At 73.0% G+C, this 12,302-nt stretch carries 11 protein-coding genes; 4 read left to right on the plus strand and 7 right to left on the minus strand.

All coding sequences use genetic code 11. From position 1 onward, the window contains the following. Positions 1-7: 7 nt before the first annotated feature. The 4 genes from OG509_RS08905 to argC all read right to left on the minus strand — a co-directional run bounded on the left by OG509_RS08905 (position 8) and on the right by argC (position 4,470). A complete protein-coding gene (locus tag OG509_RS08905) occupies positions 8-1,219 on the minus strand; it encodes an acetylornithine transaminase (protein ID WP_385584596.1) in 1,212 nt (403 codons plus the stop codon). Then, complete coding sequence (gene argB, locus OG509_RS08910) at positions 1,216-2,178, minus strand: acetylglutamate kinase (protein ID WP_406181511.1); 963 nt, start codon at positions 2,176-2,178, stop codon at positions 1,216-1,218. The genes OG509_RS08905 and argB overlap by 4 nt, the downstream gene beginning before the upstream one ends. Beyond that, positions 2,175-3,332 carry a bifunctional glutamate N-acetyltransferase/amino-acid acetyltransferase ArgJ gene (argJ, locus tag OG509_RS08915; RefSeq protein ID WP_406181512.1) on the minus strand — a complete coding sequence of 386 codons (1,158 nt, stop codon included), beginning with the start codon at positions 3,330-3,332 and terminating at the stop codon, positions 2,175-2,177. Before argJ ends, argB begins: the two co-directional genes overlap by 4 nt. A gap of 109 nt (positions 3,333-3,441) precedes the next feature. Beyond that, the gene (argC, locus tag OG509_RS08920; RefSeq protein WP_406181514.1) at positions 3,442-4,470 is read right to left on the minus strand and encodes an N-acetyl-gamma-glutamyl-phosphate reductase; all 1,029 of its coding nucleotides are present in this window, start codon (positions 4,468-4,470) and stop codon (positions 3,442-3,444) included. Between the two features lie 159 nt (positions 4,471-4,629). Here argC and OG509_RS08925 point away from each other — a divergent pair, with 159 nt between their 5' ends. After that, the gene (locus OG509_RS08925) at positions 4,630-6,528 is read left to right on the plus strand and encodes an alkyl/aryl-sulfatase (protein WP_406181516.1); all 1,899 of its coding nucleotides are present in this window, start codon (positions 4,630-4,632) and stop codon (positions 6,526-6,528) included. A gap of 1 nt (position 6,529) precedes the next feature. Here the strand turns inward: OG509_RS08925 and OG509_RS08930 are convergent, their stop codons facing one another. Both OG509_RS08930 and OG509_RS08935 read right to left on the minus strand, forming a co-directional pair. Beyond that, complete coding sequence (locus OG509_RS08930; protein ID WP_406181517.1) at positions 6,530-7,285, minus strand: N-acetyltransferase; 756 nt, start codon at positions 7,283-7,285, stop codon at positions 6,530-6,532. 40 nt (positions 7,286-7,325) lie between these two features. Then, positions 7,326-8,771, minus strand: a complete 1,446-nt coding sequence (locus OG509_RS08935; RefSeq protein WP_406181519.1) for a PLP-dependent aminotransferase family protein — start codon at positions 8,769-8,771, stop codon at positions 7,326-7,328. Between OG509_RS08935 and OG509_RS08940 the strand changes: the two genes are divergently transcribed. Further along, entirely contained in the window at positions 8,770-9,714 is a 945-nt protein-coding gene (locus tag OG509_RS08940) for a DMT family transporter (RefSeq protein WP_406181521.1), read from the plus strand. The genes OG509_RS08935 and OG509_RS08940 overlap by 2 nt on opposite strands. Positions 9,715-9,775: 61 nt before the next feature. Next, positions 9,776-9,973 carry a DUF1918 domain-containing protein gene (locus OG509_RS08945; RefSeq protein ID WP_030294415.1) on the plus strand — a complete coding sequence of 66 codons (198 nt, stop codon included), beginning with the start codon at positions 9,776-9,778 and terminating at the stop codon, positions 9,971-9,973. Between the two features lie 36 nt (positions 9,974-10,009). On the opposite strand, the gene OG509_RS08950 is transcribed toward OG509_RS08945, so the two are convergent. Beyond that, the gene (locus OG509_RS08950) at positions 10,010-11,248 is read right to left on the minus strand and encodes a glycoside hydrolase family 10 protein (RefSeq protein ID WP_406181523.1); all 1,239 of its coding nucleotides are present in this window, start codon (positions 11,246-11,248) and stop codon (positions 10,010-10,012) included. A gap of 153 nt (positions 11,249-11,401) precedes the next feature. Between OG509_RS08950 and OG509_RS08955 the strand changes: the two genes are divergently transcribed. Continuing rightward, the gene (locus OG509_RS08955) at positions 11,402-12,295 is read left to right on the plus strand and encodes a 3-hydroxybutyryl-CoA dehydrogenase (protein WP_385584621.1); all 894 of its coding nucleotides are present in this window, start codon (positions 11,402-11,404) and stop codon (positions 12,293-12,295) included. Positions 12,296-12,302 lie beyond the last annotated feature (7 nt).

The following is a 12,302-nucleotide window of genomic DNA, read 5'->3' on the forward strand; positions in this document are numbered from 1 at the left end:
CGTCGTCTCATTCCCCGGTGTGTCCGTCCCCGTTGGCTGCGTCGAGGATGCCGGGCAGGGCCCGGACGAACGCGTCCGCCTCGGCCTCGGAGAGTACGTACGGGGGCATGAGCCGTACGACGTCGGGGGCGGGCGCGTTGACCAGGAAGCCGGCATCTTGGGCCGCCTGCTGCACCTGCGGTGCGAGCGGCCCGGTCAGCACGATACCCAGGAGAAGGCCTTCACCACGGACATGGGAGACCAGCGGGTGGCCGTTCCCCTCGCGGAGGCCCTCGATTCCGGAGCGCAGCCGCTCCCCGCGCGCCTTGACCCGGTCGAGCAGTCCCTCGGCGGCGATGGTGTCGATGACGGCGAGGCCGGCGGCGCACGCGACCGGGTTCCCGCCGAAGGTGGTGCCGTGCTGGCCGGGCTGGAGCAGCTCCGCGGCCGGCCCGAAGGCGGCCACGGCGCCGATCGGCAGTCCGCCGCCGAGACCCTTCGCGAGCGTGACGAGATCGGGCTCGACGCCCTCGTGGGCCTGGTGCTCGAACCAGTGGCCGCAGCGCCCGATCCCGGTCTGCACCTCGTCCAGGACGAGCAGGGTGCCGGTGGCCCGGGTGATCTCCCGGGCGGCCGTCAGATAACCGGCCGGAGGTACGACGACACCGTTCTCGCCCTGGATCGGCTCGATGACCACGAGGGCCGTCTCCTCGGTGACGGCGGCCCGCAGGGCCTCGACATCGCCGTACGGGACGTGGGTGACCTCGCCGGGCAGCGGCAGGAACGGGACCTGCTTCTTCGGCTGGCCGGTGAGCGCGAGAGCGCCCATGGTCCGGCCGTGGAAGCCGCCGTCGGTGGCCACCATGTGGGTCCGCCCGGTCAGCCGGCCGATCTTGAAGGCGGCCTCGACGGCCTCGGCTCCGGAGTTGCAGAAGAAAATCCGGCCGGGGCGGCCGAAGAGCTGGAGCAGCCGCTCGCCGAGCGCGAGGACCGGCTCGGAGGCGTAGAGGTTGGAGACGTGGCCGAGGGTGGTGATCTGCCGGGTCACCGCCTCGACGATCGCCGGGTGGGCGTGGCCGAGGGCGTTGACCGCGATGCCGCCGACGAAGTCGGTGTACTGCTTGCCGTCCGCGTCCCAGACCTGGGCGCCCTCGCCGCGTACGAGGGCCAGCGCGGGCGTCCCGTAGTTGTTGGTCAGCGCCCCCTGCCAGCGGGCGGCGTAGTCCTGGTTGCCGGTCACGCGGGTTCCCCTCCCTGTGCGTTGGGCTGTGTGTCGGGCTGTGCGTCGGGCACGACCATCGTGCCGATTCCCTCGTCGGTGAAGATCTCCAGCAGGATCGAGTGCGGCACCCGCCCGTCGATCACGCGGGCCGTGCTCACCCCGCCGCGGACGGCGTGCAGGCAGCCCTCCATCTTGGGCACCATCCCGCTGGACAGCTCGGGCAGCAGCTTCTCCAGCTCGCTGACGGTGAGGCGGCTGATGACCTCGTCGCTGCTCGGCCAGTCCGCGTAGAGGCCCTCGACGTCCGTGAGCACCATCAGTGTCTCGGCGCCCAGCGCGGCGGCGAGCGCGGCGGCCGCCGTGTCGGCGTTCACGTTGTACACGTGGTGGTCGTCGGCGCTGCGCGCGATGGAGGAGATGACCGGGATCCGGCCGTCCGCCAGCAGCGCCTCGATCGCACCCGTGTCGATGGCGGTGATCTCGCCGACCCGGCCGATGTCGACGAACTCGCCGTCGATCTCCGGGGTGTGCCGGGTGGCGGTGATGGTGTGGGCGTCCTCGCCGGTCATGCCGACGGCGAGCGGCCCGTGCTGGTTGAGCAGCCCGACCAGCTCGCGCTGGACCTGGCCCGCCAGGACCATCCGTACGACGTCCATGGCCTCGGGGGTCGTGACGCGCAGACCCGCCTTGAACTCGCTGACCAGGCCCTGCTTGTCGAGCTGGGCGTTGATCTGGGGGCCGCCGCCGTGCACCACGACCGGCTTGAGGCCGGCCTGGCGCAGGAAGACCACGTCCTGGGCGAAGGCGGCCTTCAGGTCCTCGTCGATCATGGCGTTGCCGCCGAACTTGATGACGACGACCTTGCCGTTGTGGCGGGTGAGCCAGGGCAGGGCCTCGATGAGGATCTGCGCCTTGGGCAGGGCGGTGTGCTTGCGCGCGGTGCCGGAGCCGGGCTGCCCGGCCTTGTCGTCGCTCATGAGGAGTAGGCGCTGTTCTCGTGGACGTACTCGGCGGTCAGGTCGTTGGCCCAGATCACGGCGGACTCGGAGCCGGTGGCCAGGTCCGCGGTGATGCGGACCTCGCGGCCCTTCATGGAGACGAGGTCGCGGTCCTCGCCGACCGAGCCGTTCCTGCAGACCCAGACGCCGTTGATGGCCACGTTCAGCCGGTCCGGGTCGAAGGCGGCCCGGGTGGTGCCGATGGCGGAGAGCACCCGGCCCCAGTTGGGGTCCTCGCCGTGGATGGCGCACTTGAGCAGGTTGTTGCGGGCGATGGACCGGCCGACCTCGACCGCGTCGCCCTCGGTGAGCGCGCCGACGACCTCGATGCGGATGTCCTTGCTCGCACCCTCGGCGTCGCCGATCAGCTGGCGGGCGAGGTCGTCGCAGACGGTCCGTACGGCCTCCGCGAAGGCCTCGTACGCGGGCACCTGACCGGAGGCCCCGGAGGCGAGCAGCAGCACCGTGTCGTTGGTGGACATGCAGCCGTCGGAGTCGACCCGGTCGAAGGTGGTGCGGGTGGCGGAGCGCAGCGCCATGTCGAGGGTGGCGCTGTCCATGTCGGCGTCGGTGGTGAGGACGACGAGCATGGTGGCCAGGCCCGGGGCGAGCATGCCCGCGCCCTTGGCCATGCCGCCGACGGTCCAGCCGGCCTGGGTGACGGCGGCCGTCTTGTGCACGGTGTCGGTGGTCTTGATGGCGATGGCGGCATCCTCACCGCCGTCGGCGGAGAGGGCCGCGACGGCGGTGTCGATGCCGGGGAGCAGCTTGTCCATGGGGAGCAGGACGCCGATCAGGCCGGTGGACGCGACGGCGATCTCGCCGGCGTTGTGCCCGCCGCCCAGCGCCTCGGCGACCTTCTCGGCGGTGGCGTGGGTGTCCTGGAAGCCCTTGGGACCGGTGCAGGCGTTGGCACCGCCGGAGTTGAGGACGACCGCGCTGATGACGGAGCCGCGCAGCACCTGCTCGGACCAGAGCACGGGTGCGGCCTTGACGCGGTTGGAGGTGAAGACGCCCGCCGCGGCCTGCCGCGGGCCGCTGTTGACCACGAGGGCCAGGTCCGGGTTGCCGTTCGCCTTGATCCCGGCCGCGATGCCCGCGGCCGTGAATCCCTGTGCTGCCGTGACGCTCACTGCGCCTCCTTGTTCGCCACGCCGCGGAAGCGGCTGATGTCACTGCCGCCCGCGCAGCGCGGACCTGCGGCCATCGTCGTCTGCAGCCCGGTGGCTGCGCGTGCGACGCTCACGGCGCCACTCCGATCGAGGAAAGACCCAGCCCCTCGTGGAGGCCGAGGGCGATGTTCATGCTCTGCACCGCGCCACCGGCGGTGCCCTTGGTGAGGTTGTCGATGGCGCTGATCGCGATGATCCGCTGGGCGGACCCGTCGTACGCGACCTGGATCTGAACGGCGTTGGAACCGTGGACGGACGAGGTCGCCGGCCACTGCCCCTCGGGCAGCAGGTGCACGAAGGGCTCGTCCGCGTACGCCTTCTCGTACGCGGCGCGCACCGCGTCGGCGGTGGTGCCGGGGAGGGCCTTGGCGGAGCAGGTGGCCAGGATGCCGCGCGACATCGGCACGAGGGTCGGCGTGAAGGAGACGGAGACCTTCTGCCCGGCGATCGGGCTCAGGTTCTGCACCATCTCGGGGGTGTGCCGGTGCCCGCCGCCCACCCCGTACGGGCTGACGGATCCCATGACCTCGGAGCCGAGCAGGTGCGGCTTGAGCGCCTTGCCGGCGCCGGACGTGCCGGTGGCGGCGACGATCACGGCCTCCGGCTCGGCCAGCTGCGCGGCGTAGGCCGGGAACAGGGCGAGGGTGACGGCGGTCGGGAAGCACCCGGGAACCGCGATGCGCTTGGACCCCTCCAGCGCGGCGCGGCCACCGGGCAGCTCGGGGAGCCCGTACGGCCAGGTGCCGGCGTGCGGGGCTCCGTAGAAGGCGTCCCAGTCGGCGGAGTCCTTGAGCCGGTGGTCGGCGCCCATGTCGACGACGAGGACGTCCTCGCCGAGCTCGGCGGCGACGGCGGCGGACTGCCCGTGGGGCAGCGCCAGGAAGACCACATCGTGGCCGGCGAGGACCTCGGGCGTGGTCGCCTCCAGGGTCCGGCCGGCGAGCGGCACCAGGTGCGGCTGGAGGCTGCCGAAGAGCTGCCCGGCGTTGGAATTGCCGGTCAGCGCGCCGATCTCCACCTCGGGGTGGGAGAGGAGCAGGCGCAGGACTTCCCCGCCCGCGTACCCGCTCGCTCCGGCCACCGCTACACGTACCACCATCGGACCCTCCTCCTCGATGGCATGACTATACGTATCGCCGCAGGTTTATGCAAAGCATCGCGGTGATCGCTCTGCGGGTCGCAGCGGAGCACGGGAAGATGAAAACGGAGTTCCGCAACCCGCATCCGACCCGCACCCGACCAGCACCGAGGACCGCGCATGAAGGGCTCTTCCGGAGATGCCGAACCCCTTGTCGCGGAGGCCAACGGCGCCGCGCTGCGGGACTCCGCGTTCGACGACACCCGCGACCTGGAGAACGAGCGCCGCGGATTCCTCGGCACGGTCGGGGAGAACGGCATCCGGGACGCGGACGGCCGCGTGGTGTGGGACCTGGACGCCTACGGGTTCCTCGACGCGGACTGCCCGCCCACCGCCCATCCGAGCCTGTGGCGCCAGAGCAGGCTCGTGACCGGGCACGGACTGTTCGAGGTGGTCCCCGGGATCTACCAGGCGCGCGGCTTCGACCTCTCCAACATGACCGTGGTCGAGGGCGAGCGCGGCATCCTCGTCATCGACCCGCTGATCTCCACGGAAACCGCCGCCGCCGCACTGGCGCTGTACCGCCGCCACCGCGGCGAGCGCCCCGTCACCGGCGTCCTCTATACGCACAGCCACGCCGACCACTTCGGCGGCGTCAAGGGCGTGATCGGCGTCGAGGAGGTCGCGGCCGGGGTGCCGGTGCTCGCTCCGGAGGGGTTCCTGGAACACGCCGTCAGCGAGAACGTCTACGCCGGCACCGCCATGAGCCGCCGCGCCACGTACATGTACGGGTCCGCCCTGCCCAAGGGCCCCCGCGGGCAGATCGGCTCGGGGCTGGGCCCCACGACGTCCACGGGCACGGTCACCCTCATCCCGCCGACCCTCACCATCACCCGTACCGGGCAGAGCGAGACCGTCGACGGCATCCGCATGGTGTTCCAGATGACCCCGGGCACCGAGGCCCCGGCCGAGCTCAACATCCACTTCCCCGGCCACGCCGCCCTGTGCACCGCCGAGAACGCCACGCACACCCTGCACAACCTGCTCACGCTGCGCGGCGCCCAGGTCCGCGACCCGCACGACTGGGCCCGGTACCTGACCGAGACCCTCCAGCTCTTCGGCGCCGCCACCGACGTGGTGTTCGCCTCGCACCACTGGCCGGTCTGGGGCCGCGAGGACGCCCTCGCCTTCCTCTCCGAGCAGCGCGACCTGTACGCCTACCTGCACGACCAGACGCTACGCATGATCAACCAGGGGCTCACCGGGCTGGAGATCGCCGAGCGGATGCAGCTGCCGCCCGCGCTGGAGCGCGCCTGGCACACGCACGGCTACTACGGCTCCGTCAGCCACAACGCCAAGGCCGTCTACCAGCGGTACATGGGCTGGTTCGACGGCAACCCGGCCCATCTGTGGGCCCACCCGCCCACCGAGGCCGCCACCCGGTACGTCGACTTCATGGGCGGCGCCGGCGAGGTGCTGCGCCGCGCCCACCAGTCCTACGCGCAGGGCGATTTCCGCTGGGTCGCCGAGGTCGTCGGCCACGTCCTGTTCACCGACCCCGACGACGCCGAGGCCCGCGCCCTGCAGGCGGACGCCCTGGAGCAGCTCGGCTACGGCAGCGAGAACGGCACCTGGCGCAACTTCTACCTCACCGGCGCCCACGAATTGCGGCACGGCCCGGTCGGCACGCCCGCCACCACCGCCTCCGAGGACCTGATCAACACCCTGACGCTCGACCAGCTCTTCGACTCCCTGGCGATCCGCGTCGACGGCCCGCGCAGCTGGGACGCGGACGTCACCGTCCGCTGGCGGCTCACCGACGGCCGCGAGCCCAGCACCTTGCGCCTGAAGAACGGCGTGCTCACCCACGTCCGGGGCCTCGGCCCGGCCGCCGGCGAGCCGGACGTCGAGATCGCCCTGGACGAGCCGGCGCTGCGCGCCCTCCTGCTCGGCCGGACCTCGCTCGCCGACCTGCTCGACCGGGGCCGGGCCGAGGTCTCCGGCGATCCGGCCCGGCTCGCCGAGCTGACCGGCCACCTCTCCGAGCCCGACCCCGACTTCGCGATCGTGACCCCCTGACCTAGGGGGTGTCCAGCGCGTGCCGGACCCAGACGTTCGGCTCCACGTACGCCGCATAGCCCTGTTCGGCCTCGCAGCGGACCGGGGCCAGCGCTCCGGGCACCCGCACCGGGCCCGTCGTGTCGAACGGCAGCCCGGTCCACTCCCGCCACTGCGCGAGCGAGCCGGTGATCGTCATCGACAGCGGGGCCACCGAGTCGATCACCGCCCCCGCCCGGACGTGGACCCGCAGCCACGGGTCGTACGGGAGGCCGTCCCCGCGCGTGCGGTACGCGTACTCCTCGATCGGGGTGTCCGGCTCGGCCGGCTTCCCGCTCGGCCGGACCGGGGCCACCACCTCGGCGAAGCCGCGGGCGCGGGCGTTCTCCCGCATCGCGGACAGCATCCGCCCGGACAGGCCCTCGCCGAGCCGGTCGGTGGCGACGGTGATCTCGATGGCGCTCACCGTGTCGGGGGCGACCCCGCGCCGCAGGTCGGAGAAGGCCCACATGAGGACCTGGTCCCAGCCCCGCGCGGGCAGCACCCCGTCCCGGCCGGGCGCGTGCTGTGCGAAGGGCACGCTGAACCCGCGGGCGACCACCGCATCGCCGTCGGTGGCGACCAGGACGTAGTCGGCCAGCTCCTTGGTCATGCGCGGGTAGAGGAGCCATGCGAGCGAGTCGTGCTGGGCGAATTCCGGCCAGGTGTCCTTCATGTCCCAGAGCCGCTCGGCCAGTTCTGGGCGCTGGGCCAGGGTGGTGATCTTGATGCCGTCCATGGCCGCAGGGTAGGGCGGCGGAGGGCGCGGCTCCACCGATTTAGGGGGTGCCCGGGGCCCGGAGCGAGCGCAGCCGGCGGACGCCCTCGTTCAGCTCCGCCGCGCCCGAGACCCCGGCGAAGCTGAGCCGTACGTACGGACCCGGCGGTTCCGCGCAGAAGTACGGGCGGCCCGCGGCGACCGCGACCCCGGCGCGCAGGGCCGCCGCCGCGAAGGCGGCGTCGTCGTCACCCTCGGCCATCCGGGCCCACAACTGGTAGCCGCCCGAGGGCAGATGGGGCAGGGTCAGCCCGGGCAGCTCCCGGCGCAGCGCGCCCGCGAGCAGGTCCCGCCGGTGGCGCAGTTCGGTGGCGACGGCCCGCAGGTGGCGGGGCCAGGCGGGGGCGCCGACCAGCTCCAGCGCGGCCTCCTGGAGCGGCCGGGACACGAAGAAGGAGTCCACGATCTGGATGGCCCTCAGCCGGTCCAGCACCGGGCCCCGGGCGGCGAGCGCGCCCACCCGCAGGCTGGGCGAGGTGGCCTTGGTCAGGGACCGGACGTGGACCACCACCCCGTCGTGGTCCTCGGCGGCCAGCGTCGGGGGCAGCGGACCGGCGTCGTCGTGGCCGAGGGCCCGGGCGTAGTCGTCCTCCACCACGAAGGCCCCGGCGGCCCGCGCGATCCGCAGCACCTCGGCCCGCCGCCCGGGAGCCAGCACCGCACCGGTCGGGTTCTGGAACAGCGGCTGGCATACGAACACCCGCGCGCCGGTGGCTTCGAAGGCGGCGGCCAGCAGCTCCGGCCTGACCCCCTCGGCATCCACCGGGACGGGCACCGGCCGGCAGCCGGAGGCGCGGGCGATGGCCAGCAGCCCGGGGTAGGTCGGGGACTCCACGAGGACCGGCGCCCCGGGCGGGGCCAGCGCCCGCAGGGCGGTGGTGAGCGCGCTCTGCCCGCCCGCGGTGACCAGCACATCGGCGGCGCCGACGGCCCCGGCCGCCCCGCCGATCTCCCGGGCGAACCAGTCGCGCAGCTCGGGCAGCCCCTCCACGGGCGGCCGCTCCCAGGCCCCGGGGCGCCGACCGGCCCGGGCCAGCGCGGCGGCCATGGCCCCCTCGGGCTGGATGGAGGGGTGCAGGTAGCCGCTGTTGAGCCCGATCACCCCGGACGGCGGCGCGGCCAGACAGGCCAGCACCCCGGAGGCGTCCACCGAACGCGGGACCACGTCACCCGCGCCCTCCGCGCTCAGGGCGACCTCCTGCCAGGAGGTGTCCCCGGGCGCGGGCTCCGCCGTGCGCGGCCGGGCCCGGAACACCCCGGCGCCGGGCCGGGTGACGACGAGCCCCTCGGCGGCCAGCTGCGCGAGGGCGCGGGAGACGGTGACGGGGCTGACCCGGTAGCGCTCCACCAGGGCCCGGCTCGACGGGAGCTTTCCACCCACCGAGTAGCGGTCGAGTTCGGACCGCAGGGATTCTGCCAGCTCCGCCACGCTGCTACGCTCGTACATGACAGCAAAGAATAGCGCTACTCTCCACACCGCGATAGCGGTCGAGCACCCCGCGCGCCGGTCCGGACTCCGCGGCGGTCTCGGCGGCGGCCGGGCCACCGGGGGCACCGCCCTCGCCGGGCTCGGCGTCATCGCCTTCTCGCTGACCTTCCCCGCCACCGCCTGGGGCCTGGAGAGCTTCGGCCCCTGGTCCTTCGTCGCCGTGCGCAGCCTCCTGGCCGCCCTCATCGCGGGGGGCTTCCTGCTGGCCGGGCGGGTGCCGCCGCCCGCCCGCGCGCACTGGGCGGGCCTCGCCGTCGTCGCCGCCGGGGTCGTCGTCGGCTTCCCGCTGCTCACCACCCTGGCGCTGACCACCTCCACCACCTCGCACGCCGCCGTCGTGGTCGGCCTGCTCCCGCTCACCACGGCCGCCGTGTCCGCGCTGCGCACCGGCGCCCGCCCCTCGCGCCGGTTCTGGGGCGCGGCCGTCGCCGGAGCCGCCGTCGTGCTCGGCTTCACCCTGGCGCAGAGCGGCGGCGCCCTCTCGGCGGGCGACGGCTACCTCTTCGGGGCCCTGCTGGTGTGCGCGGCCGGGTACACGGAGGGCGGCCGCCTGGCCCGCGTCCTGCCCGGCTGGCAGGTCATCGGCTGGGCGCTGGTGCTGTGCCTGCCGCTCAGCCTGGCCGGCTCCGCGCTGGGGCTCGCGTACGAGCCGGTGCACCTGAGCGGCCACGGGCTGGCCGGCCTCGTCTGGGCGGCGGCCGGCTCCACCTTCCTCGGCCTGTACGTCTGGTACCGCGGGATGGCGGAGATCGGCGCGCCGCGGGCCAGCCAGCTCCAGCTCGCCCAGCCGCTGCTGACCCTGGTCTGGTCGGTGGCGCTGCTCGGCGAGCACCTCTCCCCCGCCGCCCCGGCCGCCGCCTGCGCGGTCCTGGTCTGCATCGCTGTGACCCAGCGGGCCTAATCAGTACAAACCGCCGTAAACTGCTGTCACCGGATTCAGACCGCCTCCGAGGAGGTCAGAAATGCGCGCGACCGAGGGCGACCAGCTGGTGCAGCACGGCAGGATCGTGGGCCAGCACGACAAGGTCGGTGAAATCACTCAGGTACTCGGCGAGAACGGCACCCCTCCCTACCGGGTCCGTTTCTCGGACGGTCACGAGGCAGTCATGTCTCCGGGCCCCGACTGCGTCGTGAAGCACCCGACGGAGCCCACGCACTGACTGCACCCACTCGACGCGGCCGGCACGGCCAATGCGTCACCTCGGCGGCACGGCCGTCGGATAATGGTCGGCAACGACCCTGGCCATCGCACCATTGGGGTCCGCGACCACCTGCTTCGCCGAGAAGTAGACGTGGCCGCGGACCTCGGCGTAATCGCGGGCGAACGTCAGATGCTTGGACAGCTCCTCCGGATCGCGCCACGCCGCGGTGGCGCTGTTGCGGTCGCAGCGGTACAGGGCCTCGCCCACGTAGAGGTCCACTCCGGTGCCGGCGACGGTCTTCGCCCACCAGGGGACGATCTTCGCGTAGTCGGCGGTCGGGTGGCCGATCTGCCAGTACACCTGCGGCACGATGTAGTCGATCCAGCCCTCCCGGACCCACTTGCGGGTGTCCGCGTACAGGTCGTCGTACGTTTCGACGCCGGCCTGCGTCGGCGAACCCAGCGGGTCCCGGTCGCTGTTGCGCCAGACCCCGAAGGGGCTGATGCCGAAGCGCGCCGCCGGGCGGATCGCCCGCACCCGCTCGGACATCTCGCGCACCAGCGCGTCGGTGTTGCCGCGCCGCCAGTCCGCGCGGGAGGCGAAGCCGCCGCCGTGGCGCGCGTACGCGTCGTCGTCGTCGAACTCCTCCCCCTCGACGGGGTACGGGTAGAAGTAGTCGTCCCAGTGCACCCCGTCCACCTCGTACCGGGAGACGGCGTCGAGCATGGCCTCCTGCACGAAGGCGCGCACCTCGGGCAGCCCCGGGTTGTAGTACAGCTTGTTGTTGTACGCGACCGTCCAGTCGGGGTTGCGCCGGGCCGGATGGTCCTCGGCCAGGCGGTCGGGGTCGGTGTGGTTGGCCACCCGGTACGGGTTGAACCAGGCGTGCAGTTCCAGCCCCCGGGCGTGGGCTTCGGCGACCGCCGTGCCGAGCGGGTCCCAGCCGGGGTCCTCGCCCTGCACCCCGGTCAGCCACTGCGACCAGGGTTCCCGGGCCCCGGGCCACATGGCGTCGGCGGCGGGCCGGACCTGGAGGACCACGGCGTTGAGGCGGCGGGCGACGGCGGTGTCGAGGAGGCTGACCAGCTCGTTCCGCTGGTCCCCGGCGTCCAGCCCGCTCTCGGAGGGCCAGTCGACGTTCTCCACAGAGGCGATCCACATCGCGCGGAACTCGGCGGCCGCCTTCCTGCGCGGACCGCGCCCCCGCGCCGCCCGCGCGGGGGCCGCCCCGCCCGTCGCGGCCAGCAGCCCGGCGGCCCCCGCCAGCAGCCCCCGACGCCCGATGTACGCCATGTGACGACTCCGTTCCGTTGCGTGACAGTGCCCTGCATCTGACAGCATGCCCGCCCCGGCCCCCCGTCAAGGTCAAGGTCGGGGGTAACGTCGTGGGGCGTGGCGGGCGCCGGAGCGCAGTGACACTGGGCAGCACGGGGGACCCGCCGACGGATGAGCAGCGAAAGGCACGAAGTGACTGACCTCCCTTCCGACATCACCCGAGTCGGCGTAGTGGGCTGTGGCCAGATGGGCGCGGGCATCGCCGAGGTGTGCGCCCGCAGCGGCCTTGAGGTGAAGGTCGCCGAGACCACCGGCGAGGCCCTGGAGATCGGGCGCACCCGGCTGCACAACTCCCTGACCAAGGCCGCCGAACGCGGCAAGATCAGCGAGGAGGAGCGGGACGCCACCCTGGCCCGCCTCACCTTCACCACCGATCTCGGCGAGTTCGCCGACCGCGACCTGGTCATCGAGGCCGTCGTCGAGAACGAGCAGGTCAAGACGGAGATCTTCCAGGTCCTCGACCAGGTGATCACCCGCCCGGACGCGATCCTCGCCTCCAACACCTCCTCGATCCCGCTGGTCAAGCTGGCCGTCACGACCTCGCGGCCCGACCAGGTCATCGGCATCCACTTCTTCAACCCGGCCCCGGTGCAGCAGCTCGTCGAGCTGATCCCGGCGCTGACCACGAGCGAAGAGACCGTCAAGCGGGCCGAGGCCCTGGTGGGCAAGGTCCTGGGCAAGCACGCGATCCGCGCCCAGGACCGGTCGGGCTTCGTCGTCAACGCGCTCCTGGTCCCCTACCTGCTGTCGGCCATCCGGATGTTCGAGTCCGGCATCGCGAGCCGCGAGGACATCGACAACGGCATGGAGCTGGGCTGCGCCCATCCGATGGGTCCGCTCAAGCTCTCCGACCTGATCGGCCTGGACACGATCGCCTCGATCGCCGACTCGATGTACGCGGAGTACAAGGAGCCGCTGTACGCCGCTCCCCCGCTGCTCCAGCGGATGGTCGACGCGGGCCGCCTCGGCCGCAAGACCGGCTCGGGCTTCTACCCGTACGGCTGATCCCGCA

It is taken from the genome of Streptomyces sp. NBC_01006 (assembly GCF_045162725.1).
Classification (GTDB): domain Bacteria; phylum Actinomycetota; class Actinomycetes; order Streptomycetales; family Streptomycetaceae; genus Streptomyces.